Genomic DNA, 18,797 nt, shown 5'->3' with positions numbered 1-18,797 from the left:
AAGCGCTCAGGAGCGCTTCGCCCGGCGACGGGACGCCGGCTGACGTGCCGCGACCGCCGCCTGCAGCGCCAGCCGCGCCCAGGGCGCCATCAGGGCCGGCGATTCGAGAGCCTCTTCGGGTGGCGTGTGGTAGTGCAGACTCAGGGTCTTGCCCCGGGCCTCGTACTCGAACGCCCGGGCGCCCTCGGCCAGGAAGCGGGGTGCGGTCTCGGCGTTGGTCTTGAGGAACAGCGTGTCCCAGGCAATGATCGCCACGTTCATGCCGTCCACCGCCAGCCCGTAGCCGCCGAACATCCGCGTCGCCTTGACCGGGCCCAGGCCCGACAGCAGCTCGCAGGCGTGGAGCACAAACGGGTCGGTGATGGGTTTCGTGGCCATGTGCGCATCGTAGACAAGCGCGCGGAGGTGGACAATCTCCCCATGGCCCGACCGAAATCCGCCTCCCACGATCTCAAGCGCGAGGAAATCCTCGATGTGTCCGCCCAATGCTTCGCCCGCCAGAGCTTCCCTGCCGCGAGCATGAACGACATCGCCACCGCCTGTGGCACCAGCAAGGCGCGGCTCTACCACTACTACGAGAGCAAGGAAGCGATCCTGTTCGACCTGCTGGACCGCTACACCCAGCGCCTGCTGGCGCTGATCGGCGAGGCCGAGGCCCATGCCCAGCGCCAGAACCTCAGCGAACGCGAGGCCCTGCATGCGCTGGTGCGATCCTTTCTCTCCGAATACGAAAGCTCGGCCACCCGCCATGTGGCTCTGGTGTCCGACACCAAGTTCCTCGGCGACACGCAGCGCGAGCTGATCCTCAACCGCCAGCGCGACGTGGTGGCGGCCTTCACCCGGTTCATCCGGCGCGCCTACCCGGAGCGGATGACGCCGGCCAACCAGACCGCGCTGACCATGATGCTGTTCGGCATGATCAACTGGACCTTCACCTGGCTGCGCCCGGGCGGGCCGATGAGTTACGCCGCCTTCGCCGACGAGGTGGTGGCCGTGCTGGAACAGGGGCTCGGGGGCTGACCCCGGCGCGGCACGGGGTTATTGATTTACCCATCCGTAATTCATTTCGATTAGGTAAAATTCTCTGGTTCGCGCCCCGGCGCCCGATGCCGACCATTCCCACAGGAGACCACCCCATGAGCAAAGCCTTCGCCTCACAGGCCGATCTGCAGGACAAGAAGACCACCTTTGAACAGCTGAGCCCGCACTGCTGGGCCTACACCGCCGAGGGCGATCCGAACTCCGGTGTGATCATCGGCGACGACTTCATCATGGTCAGCGACGCCACCGCCACCCCGGCCATGGCGCAGGATCTGATCCGCCAGATCCGCACCGTTTCCGACAAGCCGATCAAGTACGTGCTGCTGACGCACTACCACGCGGTGCGCGTGCTCGGCGCCAGCGCCTACTTCGCCGAAGGTGCGACCGAGATCATCGCCAGCCAGGGCACGCTGGAGCTGATCCAGGAGCGCGGCGCGCAGGACATGAAGAGCGAGATGGAGCGTTTCCCGCGCCTGTTCCGCGGCGCCGACTCGGTGCCGGGCCTGACCTGGCCGAGCATGGTGATCGGCGGCGGAGACCCGACCAAGGGCGAGAAGCCGGGCAAGCTGTCGATCAACCTCGGCGGTGTGGTGGTGCAGATCTGGAGCCCTGGCCACGGCCACACGCGCGGCGACACCATCGCCTGGGTGGAAGAAGAGAAGGTGCTGTTCAGCGGCGACCTGGTCGAGTACGAGGCCGGCGTCTACACCGGCGATGCCCAGCTGGAAGAGTGGCCCGCCACGCTGGAGGCCCTGCGTGCGCTCAACGCCGAGTTCATCGTGCCCGGCCGCGGCGAGGCCATGAAGGGCAACGCCAACGTGAACAAGGCGCTGGACTACACGAAGCGCTGGGTGACCACGCTGTTCCTGGCTGGCCAGGAGGCGGTGGCCGCCAAGATGGACCTCAAGGCCGCGATGGCCCACACCCGCAAGAGCATGGACCCGGTGTTCGGCCACGTGTTCATCTACGAACACTGCCTGCCTTTCGACGTCAGCCGTGCCTACGACGAGGCCAGCGGCATCAAGAACCCGCGCATCTGGACGGCCGAGCGCGACATGGAGATGTGGCAGTCGCTGCAGGCCTGATGCCTCGCTGGCGATGAAAAAAGCCGCTGTGGACACAGCGGCTTTTTTTTGTGGCGTGCGCCCGGGTCTATTGCGTTGTCGTGGTGGTGGTCGAAGTGGTCGTCTCGGTGTCTTCGGTGTCGCTGCCGGTGTCCTCGATCACCAGTGCCTCCTTGACGTCCAGCCGTTCCTCTATCGAGGCCTCGCGGCCGGCGCTGTCGGTGACGGTGAGCTTGACGGTGTAGGTGCCCGCCTTGTCGTAGGTGTGGGTCACCGTCTCGCCCTTGGCGGTGCTGCCGTCGCCGAAGCTCCAGGACCAGCCCACCGCCACGTTGCCCTCGGGCATGTTGGAGACCACCGATCCGGAGGCGTCGAAGGTCAGCTCGGTACCGGCCCGCGCGGTGCTGGGGGTGACCTCGAAAATCGGCACCGGCAGGCAGCCGGTGAGCGCCAGCGCCGCGAAGCTGGCCAGCAGGAATTTCGAGAAGGTCAGGTTTCTGAACGTGGTCATGGGGGGCTCCCGGATCGTCGGTCAACGATGGTAATCCCATTCGGGGGCGGGGTGCTACCAGACAAGGGCCGACAATCGTGTATCGATCTGTAGCCTCTCATGTCACTTGTGCTGTCTTCCTTTTTCTCGTCGCCCTCGGAGTGGGGGGTGGTGCTGGTGTTCGCCACCGTTTACCTCGGCATGTTTCTCGGCGGCCTGCCGCGCCTGAAGCTGGACCGGTCCGGCGTGGCGCTGCTGGGCGCGATCGCCGTGATCGCGATTTCCGGCATCCCGGTGGAGGACGCGGCCCGGTCGGTGGACCTGCCCACGATCGTGTTGCTGTTCGCGTTCATGGTGGTGTCGGCCCAGATGCGGCTGGGCGGCTTCTACACCGAGGTCACGCGCCGGGTGGGCGGCCTTCCGCTCTCGCGGGCCGGTCTGCTGGCCGCGCTGATCGTGGTCTCCGGCGGGCTCTCGGCCGTGTTTTCCAACGACATCGTCTGCCTGGCCATGACGCCGGTGGTCGCGCGCCTCTGCCTGCAGCGTGGGCTCAATCCGGTGCCGTTCCTGATCGGCCTGGCCTGCGCCGCCAACATCGGGTCGGCCGCCACCCTGATCGGCAACCCGCAGAACATGCTGATCGGTTCGGTGCTGCGCCTGCCGTTCGACGGCTACATGCGGCACGCCCTGCTGCCGGTGGCCGTCAGCCTGACGCTGCTCTGGGCCTGGCTGGCCTATGGTCCGGGTGCCCGCGTAGGGGCAGCCGCGGTGGCGCCGGTGGCCGGTGGCACCGTGCGCGTCGAAGACGAACCGCCGTTTGACCGCTGGCAGACGGCCAAAGGTCTGGCGGTGGCGCTGGTGCTGATGGGGGTGTTCCTGTTCACCGGCTGGCACCGGGACGTGGCCGCGCTGGTGGGCGCGGGCGTGCTGCTGCTCAGCCGCCGCTTCCATTCGGCGGACGTGATGGGCTCGGTCGACTGGCAGCTGCTGCTGCTGTTCATCGGGTTGTTCATCGTCAACCACGCGTTCGAGCAAACCGGGCTGGCGGCCCAGGCGGTCGCCTGGCTGGCCACCCAGGGCGTGCACCTGACCGACCCCGGCCCCCTGCTGGTGCTGGGCACGCTGCTGTCCAACCTGGTGTCCAACGTGCCGGCGGTGATGCTGCTGTTGCCGCACCTGGGGGCCGATCCCCAGCAGGCCGGCGCCCAGCTGGCGCTGGTGAGCACGTTCGCGGGCAATCTGCTGCTGGTGGGCTCGATCGCCAACCTGATCGTGGCCGACCTCGCGGCCCGGGAGGGCATCGTGCTGGACTGGAAGCGGCACGTCGTCACCGGTCTGCCCGTGACCCTGATGTCGCTGGCGGTGGTCTGGCTGCTGGCCTGAGGTTCAGTGAGACACAGTGAGCGAGCGCAGATCGAGTGCGTAGTCCTTGAGCACGCGCACCGCGTGCTGCCGCTGTTCGGCCGTCGTGCTGTTGTGCACGGCGGCAAACTGCTCGCAGGCGTTGCGCACCAAGGTGTCGCTGTAGGCCGCGAAGCCGGGCAGGGGCGACTGCATCACGCGGTCGTGCCAGCGGCGCAGCGCCGTGGTGGCGGTGGCCAGGGTGACACCCCGCTCGGCCTGCAACTCGCGCAAGGTGCGGATCAGGTCGGTCTGGCGGCGCAGGCGCTCGGCGTTCACCCGCTGCGCGTCGAAGGGTGAGCTGCGGATGCGCTCGCGCAGCAGGGCCAGTTGGCTTCTGCTCAATTCGCCGTACAGCGGCTCGTAGCGGTCCAGGGCGCGCTCCATCAGGTTGTCCACCCGCTCTTCGTCGCTCACGCGGATGTACTTCTGCTCAAACTCCCGGTTGTTCTTGTCGTACTTCTTCTGCAGATGCTGCAACTGGGCCGGGGACAGGGTGAGGGCCAGCCGTGCCATCGGCTCCAGGCTGCGGTCAATCATGCGCAGATAGGCGCCACGCAGGGCATCGAACTGGTTGCAGGCGAGGTCGGCGCTGCTCTCGGTCTGCGCCATCTGCTGCCACTGTTGCAGGCGCTGGATGTAACCCGGCAGTTCCGTGCTGCGGTGCCAGGCGAAGAAGGCGTCGATGTCGCGCCGCACCTGGCCCGTCTGTGCCTCGTTCAGGTCGGCGTAACCGTCGATCCACCAGTAGCTCAGGCTGGGGGCCTGGTTGTAGGCCAGGCGCAGCGCGCTGCAGCTCACGAGGACGAGTGAGAGCAGGCCCAGCACCAGGGCGCGCGCGATAATCCGCGGCATTGAAAAGGTGCCCTTGGCGGCCTCAGGAAAGGTGTACATGTCGTTCCCTGTGGATGTGGTGGTGATGGCGGCCGGCAAAGGCACGCGCATGAAGAGCAGCAGGCCCAAAGTGTTGCACCGTCTCGGCGGTCGTGCACTGGCCCAGCATGTGATCGACACGGCGGCCCGGGTATCTGCGCGCTCCGTGGTGGTCATCACCGGCCACGGCGCCGAACAGGTGGAGGCCGGCCTGGTCGCACCGGCATTGGAGTCGGGTGAGGCGCTGAAGTTGCAGTTCGTGCGCCAGGAACCGCAACTGGGCACCGGCCACGCGGTGCAGCAGGCGGTGCCGGTGCTGCCCGACGACGGTGTGACCCTGGTGCTCTCGGGCGACGTGCCGCTGACCCGGCCCGAGACCCTGCAGGCGCTGCTGGACCTGTGCGGCGGCCGGCAGCTGGCGCTGCTGACGCTGGACATGCCCGACCCCACGGGGTACGGCCGCATCGTGCGCGCGGCCGACGGCTCGGTGGCCGCGATCGTCGAGCACAAGGACGCCAGCGACGCTCAGCGCGCGATCACCGAGATCTACAGCGGCATCATGGCCGTGCCCACGCGGCTGCTGCGCGGCTGGCTGGCCCGGCTGGACAACCAGAACGCCCAGAGCGAGTACTACCTGACCGACGTGGTGAAGTTCGCTGTGGCCGACGGGTTGCCGGTGCAGGCCCACCGCATCACGGACGCGCTGCAGGTGGCCGGCGTGAACAGTCCGGCGCAACTGGCCGAACTGGAGCGGGCATACCAGAGGCGCGTGGCCGAAGCGCTGATGGAACAGGGCGTGCGGCTGGCCGACCCGGCGCGGCTGGACGTGCGAGGCACGCTGGTCTGCGGGCAGGACGTGGAAATCGACGTCAACTGCGTATTCGAGGGCCGCGTGGAGCTGGGGGCCGGCGTGCACATCGGCGCGAACTGCGTGATCGCCAACGCGGTGATCCGCGCCGGTGCGGTGATCCACCCGTTCACCCACATCGAAGGCGAGAAGGCCGGGGTGTCGGTCGGCGAAGGCGCGCTGATCGGGCCCTTCGCCCGCCTGCGCCCCGGGGCCACGCTGGGGCGCGAGGTCCACATTGGCAACTTCGTCGAGGTCAAGAACTCGACCCTGGCCGACGGCGCCAAGGCCAATCACCTGGCCTACCTGGGCGACGCGAGCGTGGGCGAGCGGGTGAATTACGGGGCCGGCAGCATCACCGCCAACTACGACGGCGCCAACAAGCACCGCACGGTGATCGAGGCCGACGTGCACGTGGGCAGCAACTGCGTGCTGGTGGCGCCGGTCACCATCGGTGCGGGAGGAACGGTGGGGGGCGGCTCGACCATCACCCGGGACACGCCGCCGGGTGCGCTGAGTGTGGCGCGCGGGCGCCAGACGGTGATTCCCAACTGGCAGCGGCCTGCCAAGAAAAAAGGCTGACGAAAAGGGCCGCCCCCTCGCTGGCGCGATCAGGCGCGGCGGCGCACCGCCTCGATCTGCCGCTCGTGTTCGGTCTTTCGGTCGGGCCGCGCGCCGCCCAGTTCCATCAGCCCGCTCAGGCCCATTACCTCGGACTCCTTGAAGCCGGTGCTGGGATAGACCAGGGTGTCGAACTCCGAAAACTTCGATTCCAGCTGCTGGCGGACGCTTTCGCCGCTGCTTTCCCCTTCCTGGGCCTTGGGCCGGGGCAGGGCGGCCAGATCGAGTTGGCGGCGGAAGTCGTTGGGCGAAGGCATGCGGTGGATGCTGTTCTTGAGGAACAGGAAGCGCACGCCGGCGGTCTTGAGGATGCGGTTCTTGATCTTGACCTGGTGGGCCTTGGCCTTGGCGTCGCTGAGGTGGTACTGCTCGACGTCGAACGCGAACACCGCACGGCCGTCGGCGTCGCAGACCACAAAATCGACCTTCTGGGTCTTCAGCCGTTCCTTGGCTCGCTGGATGTCGGCCGAGCGCCGCACCGACAGCATGCTCTGAAGAGGGACATTGGGCAGCACCACCTGGTCCGGGAAGGTGTCGCGCAAGTAGTCCAGCATGGCCACCTGTTCAGGCGTCAGGATGCGCTCCGGGGTGTAACGGTCCTCGCGCCCCGAGACCTTGCGGAAATAACGGCGATAGACCCAGACGCCAACCGCTACCAAGGCGATGGCGACCATGAACGCGATCCACAGGGGAAACATGCAACCTCCTGACTGTTGGCAAACGGCAACTTTTTGGTCCGGAGATTCTAGGAGTGGTGTTACGCCGCCCGCATGCAAATAACCCCTTGTTACTAATCCGGCGGGATCGATGAGGGGGAGCCCGGCAGCGGGATTCTGGGGTCGAACTTGGCCCGTTTCACGCTGAAAAAAGCCTTGACGTTGCGCACATTGGCGCTGGACGTGAACAGCCGTTGCGCCAGGGCAAGGTAGGCCGGCATGTCCCGTGTGTGCACCACCAGCATGAAGTCGGGCCCCGGGCTGACGCGGTAGCACTGCTGCACCGCGGTGTCGGGCAGGGCGTGGGCCTCGAAGGCGTCCAGGTGTTCCGCCCCCTGGCGCTCCAGCGTGACCTCCACCAGCGTGGTGAGGCCGTGACCGATCAGCGGGGCCAGCCGGTCCGGTTGCAGCAGCGCCACTTCGCGTTCGATCACGCCACTCTCGCGCAGGCGCTTGATGCGCCGCAGACTGGTGGGGGGCGAGACGTGGGCCAGGGCGGCCAGAGCCTGGTTGTGCCGGCTGGCGTCCGTCTGCAGCAGGTCCAGCAGCCTCAGGTCGGTGGCATCAAGGAACTCAGATTCCATAAATGTTGTTTCAATGGAATAAACACAAAAAAGCTGCAAGCGTGGAAATATTCAAACACAGAAGCGGTTTCATGTGAATGCCTATTTCTTTGTGCCATGCCTAACATTCGCTCCGAACCAACCAAAGGAGTGAACCGATATGTGCGGCATCGTGGCAGGGGTTTCAGGGCGTGACGTGGTGCCCGTTCTGGTCCAGGGTCTGCAGCGGCTGGAGTACCGCGGCTACGACTCCTGTGGCGTGGCGGTGCATGTGGATGGGCTGCGCCGGGCGCGCAGCACGGCCCGCGTGGCCGAACTGGCCGAGCAGGTGGGGGCCGAGCAGATCGCCAGCGGCACCGGCATCGCCCACACCCGCTGGGCCACGCACGGCGCGCCGGCGGTGCACAACGCCCATCCGCACTTCAGCCATGGACCGACCCACACCTCGGCCAGCGGTGCGGCCGGCCGGGTGGCGCTGGTGCACAACGGCATCATCGAGAACCACGACGAGCTGCGCGCCGTGCTGCAGGCCAAGGGCTATGTGTTCGAGAGCCAGACCGACACCGAGGTCATCGCGCACCTGATCGATTCGCTTTATGAGGGGGATGTGTTTGCGGCGCTGCAGGCGGCGGTGGCGCAGCTGCACGGCGCGTACGCGCTGGCGGTGTTCCACAAGGACGAGCCGCACCGCGTGGTCGGCGCGCGCGCCGGTTCACCCCTGATCCTGGGCGTCGGCGAAGGCGGCCAGGAGCATTTCCTGGCCAGCGACGCCATGGCCCTGGCCGGGGTGACCGACCAGATCGTCTATCTGGAAGAGGGCGACCTGGTGGACCTGCAGCTGGGGCGCTACTGGGTGACCGATGCCCAGGGCCGCAGCTTCGACGCGGCGCAGCGCCCGGTGAAGACCGTCCGTGCGCACAGCGGGGCTGCCGAGCTGGGCCCCTACCGCCACTACATGCAGAAGGAGATCTTCGAGCAGCCGCGCGCCATCGGCGACACGCTCGAAGGGGTCGGTGGCGTCACGCCCGAGCTGTTCGGCGATGGTGCCTACGGGGTGTTCAAACAGATCGACCGCGTGCTGATCCTGGCCTGCGGCACCAGCTACTACAGCGGCTGCGCGGCCAAGTACTGGCTGGAGGAGATCGCGCAGATCCCCGCCCAGGTCGAGGTGGCCAGCGAGTACCGCTACCGCACCAGCGTTCCGGACCCGAGGACACTGGTGGTCACCATCAGCCAGAGCGGCGAGACCGCCGACACCCTGGCCGCGCTGCGCCACGCGCAGAGCCTGGGCATGGCGCACACCCTGACCATCTGCAACGTCGCCACCAGCGCCATGGTGCGCGAGTGCAAGCTGGCCTACATCACGCGGGCCGGCGTGGAGATCGGCGTGGCCTCGACGAAGGCCTTCACCACCCAGCTGGCCGGCCTGTTCCTCCTGACCCTGGCCCTGGCCCAGGTGCGAGGGCGCCTGTCCGACGAGCAGGAGGCGGCGCATCTCAAGGCCATGCGCCACCTGCCGGTGGCCCTGCAGGCGGTGCTGGCGCTGGAGCCCCAGGTCATCAGCTGGGCCGAGGACTTCGCGCGCATGGACAACGCGTTGTTCCTGGGCCGCGGCCTTCACTACCCGATCGCGCTCGAGGGAGCGCTCAAGCTCAAGGAAATCAGCTACATCCACGCCGAGGCCTACCCGGCCGGCGAACTCAAGCACGGCCCGCTGGCCTTGGTGACCAGCGCCATGCCCGTGGTCACCGTGGCGCCCAACGACGCGCTGCTGGAAAAGCTCAAGAGCAACATGCAGGAAGTGCGCGCCCGCGGTGGCGTGCTCTACGTGCTGGCCGACGCCGACACACGCATCGGCAGCGGCGAGGGCATCCACGTCATCCGCATGCCCGAGCACTACGGCGCCCTCTCGCCCATCCTGCATGTGGTGCCGCTGCAACTGCTGGCCTACCACACGGCGCTGGCGCGGGGAACCGACGTCGACAAACCCCGTAACCTGGCCAAGAGCGTGACGGTGGAGTGAGGCTTTCCTGAGGGGTCCGACGGATTTCGTGCGACACCCTTGGTTCCGGCTTGTGAGCTTCGGTGACAGAATGTTCCACACCAGAAGCCAGCGGCCGATTGCATGCCACAGCAACCACAGACAGGTTCAGAAAAACAACCCGGGAGGACCCTGAACCGCAGGGGCCTGCTGTGTGGTCTGGCCGTCGGCATGGGGGCACTGGCCGCCTGCCAGCCCCTGCCCCTGGCGCCGTTGAAGCTGGGCCTGAACCCCTGGGTTGGTTACGACCCTCTGGTGCTGGCGCGCGACCGGGAGCTGCTGGACCCTGCGCAGGTCAAGGTGGTGGAGCTGGCCTCCAGCTCGGAAACCCTGCGCCATCTGCGCAACGGCCTGCTCGACGCCGCCGCCCTGACCCTGGACGAGACCCTGCGCCTGGCCGACGACGGGGTCGATGTGCGCATCGTGCTCCTGCTGTCCACCTCCGCTGGCGCCGATGTGGTGATGGCGCGCCCCGACATCACCGCCCCCGCGGCCCTGCGCGGCCGCTCGATCGCCGTCGAGCGGACCACGGTGGGCGCCCTGATGCTGCAGCGCCTGCTGCAGGCCGGCGGCCTGCAGCCGCACGAAGTGCACGTCCGCAACCTGGAGGCCTCGCAGCACCTGGCGGCGCTGCGCAACGGGCTGGTGGAGGCGGCCGTGAGCTACGAGCCCCTGGCCGGCGCCCTGAAGGCCGAGGGTCTGCGGCCGGTGTTCGACAGCCGGCAGATGCCGGGGGACATCGTGGACGTGCTGGTGGTCCGGGCAGAGGTGCTGGATCGGCGCCGGCCGCAGGTCGAGGCCGCCGTGCTCGGCTGGCGCCGCGGGCTCAGTGTGCTGGAGAGCCATCCACAGGCGAGCGCCGAACTGCTGGCGGCGGGGTCCGATCTCTCGCCCGGGGATTACCTGAGCACCCTGAAGGGGCTGAAGTTCTACGGCGAGCAGGAGGGCCAGGCGCTCATGTCGGGGCAGCCGCGTGCGCTGGGTCAGCAGTCGCAAAGCCTGGCGGTCACCCTCGGCTTCATGGGCCTGATCAGGACGTCCCCGGACTGGGAGCGGTTGCTCGACGAGCACTGGGTCGAGCGCCTGCGCACCCTGGAAGGCGCGCAGCCGTGATGCGGGCGCTGCGCCACGGTCTGCTGGGCATGTCCGGCCGCCGGCTGGTGCCCCTGCTCATCTTCCTGGTGGCCCTGCCGGCGATCGGCATCCGGTACCGGCAGCACATGGACCAGATGGTGGCCGAGGTGGAGACGATCGAAACCCAGCGGCTGCGCGACCGTCTGGGCATCGACCAGAGCCGCATCGATGTGCGCATGGGCATGTCCGACCCGATGACGCTGCGCCGCATCGTGAGCGCGCTGGGCCTGCACGATGGCCTGAACCAGGCCTATCTCGTCAGCCCCCAAAACGCGGTGCTGGCCTCGCTCTCGCGCGCCGACATCGGACGGACCCTGGACGAGGCGCTCACGCGGGTCCACGAGCGCGAGCGCCTGCGTGCGCTGTTCTCCGGTCCTGCGCGCACGGGGATCGACATCGTGGTGGTCCGGGAGGCCTCGCTGCTGACCGGCTGGGTGCCCCTGCTGGACGGGCACAGCCTGGGCGTGCTGGTGGACATCGCCGTTCCCCTCGCCCAGCGCCGGCAGCAGGCTCAGCTGGAACTGACCACCGAAGCGCTGGCGGCCCTCGGAGTGGCGGCGCTGCTGGCCCTGCTTCTGCATCTGATGTGGTTCCGGCGGGCACAGAAGCTGGTGACGGCCCTGGAACGCATGGGCGCGGGCGACCTCTCGGCACGCGCGGGGTTGACGGGGGAGGACGAGCTGGCACTGATCGGGCGCGCCACCGACCACATGGCCCGGCAGCTGCAGGCCGACCGGGCTGTGGCCCTGCACATGAGCGAACTGGTCAACCGCTCGCCGCTGGTGGTGATCGAGTGGCGCCGCGAGCGGGGCTGGCCTGTGCACTACGTCAACGACAACATCCGCCAGTGGGGCTACGACCCGCAGGCGCTGGTGAAACGTCGCGTGCCGTTCGCCTCGCTGCTGCACCCGGACGATGCCGGCTGGGTGGGGGCGGACGTGGACCGTTTTCTCGAACAGGGGCCAGACGAGTACCACCAGGAATACCGGATCCTGCGGGCCGACGGTTCCACAGCCTGGGTGCACGACCACACCCGCCATGAGCGCGACGAGCACGGCCAGGTGGTGCGCATCAGCGGCATCCTGCTGGACATCAGCGTGCAGAAGGAGGCACAGCGGGCCCAGCGGGAGCAGGCCGAGTTGCTGCGCATGTTCTACGAACTGCCTTTCCTGGGCATGGCGATCTCGTCCCCGGCCGACAAGCGCTGGCTGCAGGTCAACGACCAGCTGTGCGAGATCCTCGGGTATCCACGCGAGGAACTGCTGCGCAAGACCTGGGCCGAGATGACGCCGCCAGGCGACCTGGAGCGCAACGTGGCACTGTTCGACGAGCTGATCGCCGGCCAGCGCAACGGTTACCGCATGTCCAAACGCTTCGTGCGCAAGGACGGGCGCATGGTGCACACCGAGATCGACGTGCGCGCCGTGCGAGGGGAGGACGGGCATATCCGGCAGCTGTTTGCCACCATCCAGGACGTGACCGAACGCCAGCACTACGAGCAGGCGCTGCAGCAGATGCAGGACCAGATGCTCAAGGCGCAACGCATTGGCAACATGGGCAGCTGGACCATCGACCTGCGCAGCCGCCGCTTCATTGCTTCGCCGCAGGCGCTGGTGATCTACGGCACCGACCCCGGGCGTCCCGACATGGCGCTGGAGGAAGCCGACGCCCTGGTGGTGCCCGAGGACCGGGAGCTGGTGCGGGAGGCCGTCCGGCGCGGGGCCGTCACCGGAGAGCCGTGCGACCTCCGCTGCCGGGTCCTGAACCCGGAGCGCGGCGTGCGCTACCTGCATGTCAGGGCCGAGTTCGAGCGCGAAGACGGGCAGTTCGTGCGCTGCGTCGGCATGGTGGTGGACGAAACCGATCTGGTGGAGGCGCAGCGCGACCGGGACCGCCTGGTCTCGGTGCTGGAAGCCACCCCGGACATTGTGAGCATGGCCGACCCGGAGGGGCAGGTGTTCTATTTCAACCGCGCCGGCTACGAGGTGCTGGGGTTGTCCCAGGATGCGCCGCTGGCCGATGCGATTGGCCGCGTACACCCCGAATGGGCGGAACGGCTGGTCAGGGAGGAAGGCATCCCGGTGGCGATCGCGCAGGGCCGCTGGCTGGGGGAGACGGCGGTGATCGGCGCGGACGGCCGCGAGATCCCGATGTCGCAGATGATCCTCTCGCATTGGGGGCCCGACGGCCAGCTGATGTACCTGTCGACCATCCTGCGCGACATCTCCGAGCGCAAGGAGGCCGAGGCGGCGCTGCGCGAACAGGGCCGGGTGCTGGCGGAGGCGCAGGAACTCTCCCGCATGGGCAACTGGCGCATCGACCTGCCGTCGCGGCAGGTGTCCTGGTCGCGGGGCCTGTTTCCGCTGCTGGGGTTCGATCTCGACGCCCACGAGGCTTCGATGGTGAACTTCATGGCCAGCATGCACCCGGACGACCGCCGGCGCATGGAGCGCACCATGCAGGAGCACCTCGCTGGCAAGGATGGCGACACGCGTGTGGTCGAACACCGTGTGGTGACGCCGGCCGGGATCCGGTACCTGGAGACACGGGCGCGCCTGTCCTGCGACGGTCAGGGGATACCGATGCGCCTGTTCGGCACCACGATGGATGTCACCGAGCGGGTGCTGGCTTCGCAGGTGGTGACCGACCTCAAGGACATGCTGGAGCAGGCCGAAACGGTGTCGCTGCTGGGCAGCTGGGCCGGCGACGTGGAAACGCAGCGGCTCAATGTCTCTGCACAGCTGTTCCGCAACCTGGGGCTGGAGCCGGCCGACCGGCCGCCGACGGACGGGCAGTACCTGGACCGCATCCACCCCGACGACCGTCCCATGGTGGTGGCCGACATGCAGACCATCCGGGCCGGCGGCCCGCCCGAGGACTTCGTGTTCCGCACCAACCCGGCCCATGGCCCGGTGCGCTGGATGCGCCGGACCGCGCGCCGCATCGACCGGACGGCCGAAGGCCTGAAGCCGCGGTACATCGGCACCTTGCTGGACATCACCGAGTCGGTGCACGCAGAAGAACGGCTGAGGCACATCAACCAGGCGCTGGAGCTGCGCGTGGCCGAGCGCACTGCGCAATTGAGCCAGGCCAACCAGGAACTGGAGGCGTTCTCCTACACCGTGTCGCACGACCTCAAGGCGCCGCTGCGGGGCATCGACGGCTACAGCCAGCTCCTCGTCGAGGAGTACGGCGACCAGCTTGACGAAGAGGGCCGGCACTTCGTGCGCCGCATCCGCCACGGGGTGCAGCAGATGGGCGAGCTGATCTCCGATCTGCTGGAGTACTCGCGCATGGAGCGGCGCGACATGGCGGCGGCGCCGGTGGCCATCCGTCCGCTGGTCGAATCGGTCCTGGAGGGCTTCCAGTCCGACATCGAGCGCCAGGGTGCGCAGGTGCGCACCGGGCTGGACGACTTCACGCTCGCGCTGGACCGGGAAGGCATTTCGGTGGTGCTGCGCAACCTGATCGGCAACGCGCTGAAGTTCAGCCGGGACAGCCACCCGCCCGAGGTGGAGATCGGCAGCCGCCTGGACAACGGACGGCGTGTCCTCTGGGTGCGTGACAACGGGGTGGGTTTTGACATGAAATACCACGACCGCATGTTCGGCATCTTCCAGCGCCTGCACCGGGCGGAGGAATTTCCGGGCACCGGCGTCGGCCTGGCGCTGGTGGCCAAGGCCGTGCAGCGCATGGGCGGCCGCGTCTGGGCCGAGAGCACACCGGGCGCCGGCGCCACCTTCTATCTGGAGTTCCCGCAATGAACACAGCCCTGCAGCCGCCCCCGATCCTGCTGGTCGAGGACAACCCGATGGACCTGGACCTGACCCTGCGCGCGTTCACCAAGAAGCGGCTCACCAACCACGTGCAGGTGGCGCGCGACGGCGAGGAGGCCCTGGCCTTCATGGCGCGCTGGGAGGCGGGGGAGCCGGCGCCGGCGGTGATCCTGCTGGACATCAACCTGCCCAAGATCAATGGGCTGGAGGTGCTGCGCCAGCTCAAGGCGCACGAGCGCTTCCGCCGCATCCCGGTGGTGATCCTCACGTCCTCGCGCGAGGACCGCGACCTCACGGCCGCCTACGACCTGGGCGTGAACTCCTACATCGAGAAGCCGGTGAGCTTCAGCAAGTTCATGGAAGTGGCCGAGCAGATCGAGTTGTACTGGTGCGTGATCAACGAGCGGCCCGGCGGGGCCTGATCAGAGGTCCAGCACCAGGCGCGCGCTGCTGGCGCGCGAGCAGCAGGGCAGGAACTGGTTGTTCGCCGCCCGCTCCTCGGGCGTGAGGTACTGGTCGCGGTGGTCGGGCACGCCGCTTTTCACACCGGTCAGGCAGGTGCCACAGACGCCCTGTTCACACGACATCGGAATGTCCAGGCCGGCCGCCAGCAGGGCGGCCAGCGCGGTCTGGTCGGCCGCCACGGGAATCACGCGGCCGCTGCTGGCCAGCTCCAGCTCGAAGCCGCCGTCGCCCGCCGTGCCTGTGGGCGCGGCCGCGAAGTATTCGCGGTGCAGGCGCGCCTCGTCCCAGCCCTGGGCGCGGCCTTCGGCCAGCACCGCCTCCATGAAGCCGGTGGGGCCGCAGACGTAGAGATGGCTGCCGGGCGGCGCGCTGCGCAGCGTGGCGGCCAGGTCCATCTTCTGCATCGCGGGACCGTCGTCGAAGTGGTGGTGCACCCGGTCCGCATAGGGCGCGCTCGCCAGCTGTGCCACGAAGGCCGTGCGCTCGCGCGAGCGCGTCGCGTGGTGCAGGGTGAACGCGGCCCCCTGCGCCGCCAGCTGCTCGGCCATCGCCAGCAGCGGCGTGATGCCGATGCCGCCGGCCAGCAGCAGGTGGTGCGGTGCCGACGGGTGCAGTTCGAACAGGTTGCGTGGTGCGCCGATGTCCAGCACCGTGCCCACCTGCAGCTGGTCGTGCACCGTGGCCGAGCCGCCGCGCGAGGCGGCGTCGCGCAGCACGGCGATGCGGTAGCGCTGCGTCTCGCCCGGCGCGTTGCACAGCGAGTACTGGCGCACCAGGCCGCCGGGCAGGTGCAGGTCGATGTGGGCGCCGGCGCTGAAGACGGGCAGGGCGCTGCCGTCGATGGTCACCAGGTCGAGGCTGCAGATGTCCAGCGCCTCGTCCTGACGGGCCGCCACGCGCACGCGCAGCAGGGCGGTCATGCCGCACCCTGTTCTGCGGCGATCACGCGCTCGATCACCTTGCGCGACTGCACGCCGCCGGTGTCGATGTTGAGCTTGAGCAGGGCGCGCTCGGGGAAGGCGCTGAGGTTCTTCTGCTGGCGTTCCAGCATGTCCAGGTCTTCCGAGAAGATCTTGCCCTGGCCCTCGCGGATCTGTGCGGTCAGCGCCTTGTCGCCCGGGTTGAACTTGCGCGCCATGCCCCAGAAGTAGTGCATCGAGGTGTTGGTCTCGGGCGTGATGAAGTCGATCACCTTGCTGTAGACCTTGTGCTCGGCCGGCGCGTCGTAGCCGCCGTGGCCCGCGTGGGCCACGCCCACCTCGATGATCACGTGGCTGGGCGGGGTGAAGCGGCAGATCTGCCAGCGGTCCACCGGCACGTCGTCGGCCAGGCCCTTGGCGCGCAGCGCGGCCTTCCAGAACGGTGGCGCGGGGATGTCGCTCATGAAGCGGCTGGTCACCACCTCGTCGCCGTTCACGGTGGTCTTGCAGGGCGTCTCGTCGATCTCCTTCTGGCCGATGCTGGTGCTGTGCACATAGGTCTCGTGCGTCAGGTCCATCAGGTTGTCGATCATCAGCCGGTAGTCGGCCTTGACGTGGTAGAGCCCGCCGCCGTAGGCCCACTCGGGGTTGTCGTGCCATTCCATGTGCGGAATCAGCGCCGGGTCGGCCTGGTCCTTGTCGCCGGGCCAGACCCAGACGAAGCCGTAGCGCTCTTCCACCGGGAAGGCGCGGATGGCCGGGAAGCCGCCGACGCGCTGGCCCGGCATGGCTACGGTCTTGCCGTCGCAGCCCATCTCCAGCCCGTGGTAGCCGCAGACCAGCTTGCCCTCGCACACGTAGCCCAGCGACAGCGGGGCGCCGCGGTGCGGGCAGAAGTCCTCCACCGCGGCCACCTTGCCCTCGTGGGCCCGGTAGAACACGATGGCCTGGTTGCAGATGGTGCGGCCCAGGGGTTTTTCGTCGATCTCGTCGGCCGTGCAGGCGACGTACCAGGTGTTGACGGGGAACATGCGGGTCTCCTTCGTGGGTGGGCTTTTCATTCAGTATGCTGAATGAAGCGCATTGTACGAACGGTGCGCAAGGAAAAAAAGACCCCGAAGGTCCGGGTTAACCCTGATCAGAAGGGCCGGCCGATTGTTCGTTCAGGTGCACGAACTTGCGCAGCAGGCGCAGGAACTCGTCCCGCTCGTCCGGCTCCAGCGGCTCCAGCAGGCGCGAGTACATGGGATGCACGCGCGGCAGCATGTCGGCCAGCACCGCCTCGCCGTCGGCGGTCAGGCGCAGGGCGCGCTGGCGCCGCGGCAGCAGCTCGCGCACGATCCAGCCCTTGGCGTCGAGCCGGGTGGCGATGTCGGCCGTGGTCGAGGTGTCCAGCGCCACGCGGTCGGCCAGGGTCACCTGGTCGATCCCGGGCTCGGCTTTCAGAGCGCGCAGCACGGCGTACTGCACCGGCGTGACCTGTCGGCCATGGGTGTCGTGAAAGGTCGACACCGCGAGCTGGTGCGCGCGGCGGATCAGGTGGCCGGGTTCGGCCTGCAGCGTCAGGTCGGTCGGAGGGTCCGTGTTCACGTGAGGCTCGGCGGCGGTGGGGAGCTGCGATCTTAAGCGCGCGCCCGGTGCCGGTACCGGTTGCTCAACAGGCACGCAGGCGCGCCAGGGTCGACTCGAAGTCGGGCGACTCGACGATGGACAGGATGGCCAGCGCGTACGAGGCCTGGGCGGCTTCCTGGCTGAACAGGCGGCTGAGGGTGCCGGGCGCGAGCAGGCGGTTGACGCGCGTGCCGGGCGCGGTGGCGCGGATGTCTTCGAGCACCTGGGCCAGGGGCAGTGGCGGCGTTCCTTTGGGAAAGCCCAGGGTCTCGACGAAGGTCGGGGGTTCGGTGGCGGCGGGCCGGGTCGTCTGCGCTGCGACCAGCCTCGGGTCTGGCTGCGGCAGGGCGCCGTAAGCGGACTCGGTGAACAGCTCGCGGGTCTGGGGGCACATGGCGGTGGAAAAGGCGGTCTGACGGATCTGGAGCGGTTGCAGCCGCCATCTTGCCCCCATCGCCGTGGCGGGCGACTGTCAGTCCTGACAGGTGGTGGGTCGCGTCTGCAGAGGTGCGAGACTTTCCTCACACGTTCGGAGGCCGTTGCAGCGCGGGGATTTGACATGGTCACCGCTCGCCTCGCATGGCATCATGGTCCGACGGTCCTGCAAGGGGCAGGGCCATTCGCTGGAGGTGAGCGCCATGATGAACATCCTGATTCCGGTCGATGGGTCCTCGCACGCACTGCTGGCGGTGCACCACGCGGTGCGGCTGGTGCATTCGGGGCTGCGGGCGCGCTTCCTGGTGGCGAATGTGCAGGAGAGTGCGACGCTGTACGAGATGGTGGTGGCGCACGATCCCGAGGTGCTGGAGAAGGTGAGCGAGGGCGCGGGCCTGGACCTGATGCGACCGGCGGTGGCGCTGCTGGAGGCGGCGGGGCAGAAAGTCGAGAAGGAGGTCGCCACGGGCGATCCGGCGCAGACGCTGATCGACATCGTCGAGCGCTTCGGCTGTCACGCGGTGATCATGACGGCCGGGACCGGCGGGGGTCTGCGGGCGGCCTTGCTGGGGTCGGTGACGCAGCACCTGGTGGACCACTCGCCGGTGCCGGTGACGGTGGTGCGGGAGCCGGTGGCGCCTTCCGAAGAAGACCTCTGACCAGTCTTTCTCCGGCGGCTGGGTGGCTGCTGTGGCTTTGTTGACTCCCCCTCTTTGCGCCCACGGCGCGGGGTGACCGGCTCCGCTCATGTCCCCCGGGTTTTGCTGCGCAAAACCCTCCTCCTTTACTTCGCTGCGCC

At 68.3% G+C, this 18,797-nt stretch carries 18 protein-coding genes; 9 read left to right on the top strand and 9 right to left on the bottom strand.

The window, feature by feature from the left end:
• Window positions 1-6 precede the first annotated feature (6 nt).
• Window positions 7-378 carry a TfoX/Sxy family protein gene (locus RCO38_RS04645; protein WP_308327115.1) on the bottom strand — a complete coding sequence of 124 codons (372 nt, stop codon included), beginning with the start codon at window positions 376-378 and terminating at the stop codon, window positions 7-9.
• 42 nt (window positions 379-420) lie between these two features.
• Between RCO38_RS04645 and RCO38_RS04640 the strand changes: the two genes are divergently transcribed.
• A complete protein-coding gene (locus RCO38_RS04640) occupies window positions 421-1,020 on the top strand; it encodes a TetR/AcrR family transcriptional regulator (RefSeq protein WP_308327114.1) in 600 nt (199 codons plus the stop codon).
• A gap of 116 nt (window positions 1,021-1,136) precedes the next feature.
• The gene (locus RCO38_RS04635; protein WP_308327113.1) at window positions 1,137-2,126 is read left to right on the top strand and encodes an MBL fold metallo-hydrolase; all 990 of its coding nucleotides are present in this window, start codon (window positions 1,137-1,139) and stop codon (window positions 2,124-2,126) included.
• Window positions 2,127-2,193: 67 nt separating this feature from the next.
• On the opposite strand, the gene RCO38_RS04630 is transcribed toward RCO38_RS04635, so the two are convergent.
• Window positions 2,194-2,616 (bottom strand): PKD domain-containing protein, encoded by a 423-nt coding sequence (locus tag RCO38_RS04630; RefSeq protein ID WP_308327112.1) that lies wholly within the window; start codon window positions 2,614-2,616, stop codon window positions 2,194-2,196.
• Between the two features lie 99 nt (window positions 2,617-2,715).
• Here RCO38_RS04630 and RCO38_RS04625 point away from each other — a divergent pair, with 99 nt between their 5' ends.
• Window positions 2,716-3,978 (top strand): SLC13 family permease, encoded by a 1,263-nt coding sequence (locus tag RCO38_RS04625; RefSeq protein ID WP_308327111.1) that lies wholly within the window; start codon window positions 2,716-2,718, stop codon window positions 3,976-3,978.
• A 3-nt stretch (window positions 3,979-3,981) separates the two neighbouring features.
• Here the strand turns inward: RCO38_RS04625 and RCO38_RS04620 are convergent, their stop codons facing one another.
• Window positions 3,982-4,890, bottom strand: a complete 909-nt coding sequence (locus RCO38_RS04620; RefSeq protein WP_308327110.1) for a DUF6279 family lipoprotein — start codon at window positions 4,888-4,890, stop codon at window positions 3,982-3,984.
• Here RCO38_RS04620 and glmU point away from each other — a divergent pair.
• The gene (gene glmU, locus RCO38_RS04615; protein WP_308327109.1) at window positions 4,889-6,298 is read left to right on the top strand and encodes a bifunctional UDP-N-acetylglucosamine diphosphorylase/glucosamine-1-phosphate N-acetyltransferase GlmU; all 1,410 of its coding nucleotides are present in this window, start codon (window positions 4,889-4,891) and stop codon (window positions 6,296-6,298) included. The genes RCO38_RS04620 and glmU overlap by 2 nt on opposite strands.
• A gap of 29 nt (window positions 6,299-6,327) precedes the next feature.
• Here glmU and RCO38_RS04610 read toward each other — a convergent pair whose 3' ends face one another.
• Together RCO38_RS04610 and RCO38_RS04605 are read right to left on the bottom strand one after the other, a co-directional pair.
• Window positions 6,328-7,035: a DUF2726 domain-containing protein gene (locus RCO38_RS04610; protein ID WP_308327108.1), complete on the bottom strand. Its 708-nt coding sequence runs from the start codon at window positions 7,033-7,035 to the stop codon at window positions 6,328-6,330.
• 92 nt (window positions 7,036-7,127) lie between these two features.
• Window positions 7,128-7,637 (bottom strand): Lrp/AsnC family transcriptional regulator, encoded by a 510-nt coding sequence (locus tag RCO38_RS04605; RefSeq protein WP_308327107.1) that lies wholly within the window; start codon window positions 7,635-7,637, stop codon window positions 7,128-7,130.
• A gap of 139 nt (window positions 7,638-7,776) precedes the next feature.
• Here RCO38_RS04605 and glmS point away from each other — a divergent pair, with 139 nt between their 5' ends.
• The 4 genes from glmS (at window position 7,777) to RCO38_RS04585 (ending at window position 14,989) form a co-directional block, all read left to right on the top strand.
• The gene (gene glmS, locus RCO38_RS04600) at window positions 7,777-9,639 is read left to right on the top strand and encodes a glutamine--fructose-6-phosphate transaminase (isomerizing) (RefSeq protein ID WP_308327106.1); all 1,863 of its coding nucleotides are present in this window, start codon (window positions 7,777-7,779) and stop codon (window positions 9,637-9,639) included.
• A gap of 189 nt (window positions 9,640-9,828) precedes the next feature.
• Window positions 9,829-10,770, top strand: a complete 942-nt coding sequence (locus RCO38_RS04595) for an ABC transporter substrate-binding protein (RefSeq protein WP_308327105.1) — start codon at window positions 9,829-9,831, stop codon at window positions 10,768-10,770.
• Window positions 10,770-14,555, top strand: a complete 3,786-nt coding sequence (locus tag RCO38_RS04590) for a PAS domain-containing protein (protein ID WP_308327329.1) — start codon at window positions 10,770-10,772, stop codon at window positions 14,553-14,555. The genes RCO38_RS04595 and RCO38_RS04590 overlap by 1 nt, the downstream gene beginning before the upstream one ends.
• On the top strand, window positions 14,552-14,989 hold the full coding sequence (locus RCO38_RS04585) for a response regulator (protein ID WP_308327104.1): 438 nt from the start codon (window positions 14,552-14,554) through the stop codon (window positions 14,987-14,989). The genes RCO38_RS04590 and RCO38_RS04585 overlap by 4 nt, the downstream gene beginning before the upstream one ends.
• Here the strand turns inward: RCO38_RS04585 and RCO38_RS04580 are convergent, their stop codons facing one another.
• The 4 genes from RCO38_RS04580 to RCO38_RS04565 all read right to left on the bottom strand — a co-directional run bounded on the left by RCO38_RS04580 (window position 14,990) and on the right by RCO38_RS04565 (window position 17,957).
• Window positions 14,990-15,952 carry a PDR/VanB family oxidoreductase gene (locus RCO38_RS04580; protein ID WP_308327103.1) on the bottom strand — a complete coding sequence of 321 codons (963 nt, stop codon included), beginning with the start codon at window positions 15,950-15,952 and terminating at the stop codon, window positions 14,990-14,992. It lies immediately after the preceding gene.
• Window positions 15,949-16,983, bottom strand: a complete 1,035-nt coding sequence (locus RCO38_RS04575) for an aromatic ring-hydroxylating dioxygenase subunit alpha (protein WP_308327102.1) — start codon at window positions 16,981-16,983, stop codon at window positions 15,949-15,951. The genes RCO38_RS04580 and RCO38_RS04575 overlap by 4 nt, the downstream gene beginning before the upstream one ends.
• A gap of 97 nt (window positions 16,984-17,080) precedes the next feature.
• Window positions 17,081-17,542, bottom strand: coding sequence for a MarR family winged helix-turn-helix transcriptional regulator (locus RCO38_RS04570; protein WP_308327101.1), 462 nt, complete (start codon window positions 17,540-17,542; stop codon window positions 17,081-17,083).
• A 64-nt stretch (window positions 17,543-17,606) separates the two neighbouring features.
• Window positions 17,607-17,957: a hypothetical protein gene (locus RCO38_RS04565; RefSeq protein ID WP_308327100.1), complete on the bottom strand. Its 351-nt coding sequence runs from the start codon at window positions 17,955-17,957 to the stop codon at window positions 17,607-17,609.
• 193 nt (window positions 17,958-18,150) lie between these two features.
• Here RCO38_RS04565 and RCO38_RS04560 point away from each other — a divergent pair, with 193 nt between their 5' ends.
• A complete protein-coding gene (locus tag RCO38_RS04560) occupies window positions 18,151-18,657 on the top strand; it encodes a universal stress protein (RefSeq protein WP_308327099.1) in 507 nt (168 codons plus the stop codon).
• Window positions 18,658-18,797 lie beyond the last annotated feature (140 nt).

Source organism: Hydrogenophaga pseudoflava (genome assembly GCF_031020795.1).
Taxonomy (GTDB): Bacteria; Pseudomonadota; Gammaproteobacteria; order Burkholderiales; family Burkholderiaceae_C; genus Hydrogenophaga; species Hydrogenophaga pseudoflava_A.
The sequence above is the reverse complement of the archived record's forward strand: the minus strand, read 5'-3'. Positions and strand labels throughout refer to the sequence as shown.

Coding starts and splice junctions, on each gene's coding strand:
- RCO38_RS04565 (WP_308327100.1), bottom strand. CDS start 17,957: ATGTGCCCCCAGACCCGCGAGCTGTTCACCGAGTCCGCTTACGGCGCC.
- RCO38_RS04590 (WP_308327329.1), top strand. CDS start 10,770: ATGCGGGCGCTGCGCCACGGTCTGCTGGGCATGTCCGGCCGCCGGCTG.
- glmS (WP_308327106.1), top strand. CDS start 7,777: ATGTGCGGCATCGTGGCAGGGGTTTCAGGGCGTGACGTGGTGCCCGTT.
- RCO38_RS04625 (WP_308327111.1), top strand. CDS start 2,716: ATGTCACTTGTGCTGTCTTCCTTTTTCTCGTCGCCCTCGGAGTGGGGG.
- RCO38_RS04630 (WP_308327112.1), bottom strand. CDS start 2,616: ATGACCACGTTCAGAAACCTGACCTTCTCGAAATTCCTGCTGGCCAGC.
- RCO38_RS04560 (WP_308327099.1), top strand. CDS start 18,151: ATGGTCCGACGGTCCTGCAAGGGGCAGGGCCATTCGCTGGAGGTGAGC.
- RCO38_RS04580 (WP_308327103.1), bottom strand. CDS start 15,952: ATGACCGCCCTGCTGCGCGTGCGCGTGGCGGCCCGTCAGGACGAGGCG.
- RCO38_RS04640 (WP_308327114.1), top strand. CDS start 421: ATGGCCCGACCGAAATCCGCCTCCCACGATCTCAAGCGCGAGGAAATC.
- RCO38_RS04575 (WP_308327102.1), bottom strand. CDS start 16,983: ATGTTCCCCGTCAACACCTGGTACGTCGCCTGCACGGCCGACGAGATC.
- glmU (WP_308327109.1), top strand. CDS start 4,889: ATGTCGTTCCCTGTGGATGTGGTGGTGATGGCGGCCGGCAAAGGCACG.
- RCO38_RS04605 (WP_308327107.1), bottom strand. CDS start 7,637: ATGGAATCTGAGTTCCTTGATGCCACCGACCTGAGGCTGCTGGACCTG.
- RCO38_RS04620 (WP_308327110.1), bottom strand. CDS start 4,890: ATGTACACCTTTCCTGAGGCCGCCAAGGGCACCTTTTCAATGCCGCGG.
- RCO38_RS04645 (WP_308327115.1), bottom strand. CDS start 378: ATGGCCACGAAACCCATCACCGACCCGTTTGTGCTCCACGCCTGCGAG.
- RCO38_RS04610 (WP_308327108.1), bottom strand. CDS start 7,035: ATGTTTCCCCTGTGGATCGCGTTCATGGTCGCCATCGCCTTGGTAGCG.
- RCO38_RS04595 (WP_308327105.1), top strand. CDS start 9,829: ATGGGGGCACTGGCCGCCTGCCAGCCCCTGCCCCTGGCGCCGTTGAAG.
- RCO38_RS04635 (WP_308327113.1), top strand. CDS start 1,137: ATGAGCAAAGCCTTCGCCTCACAGGCCGATCTGCAGGACAAGAAGACC.
- RCO38_RS04585 (WP_308327104.1), top strand. CDS start 14,552: ATGAACACAGCCCTGCAGCCGCCCCCGATCCTGCTGGTCGAGGACAAC.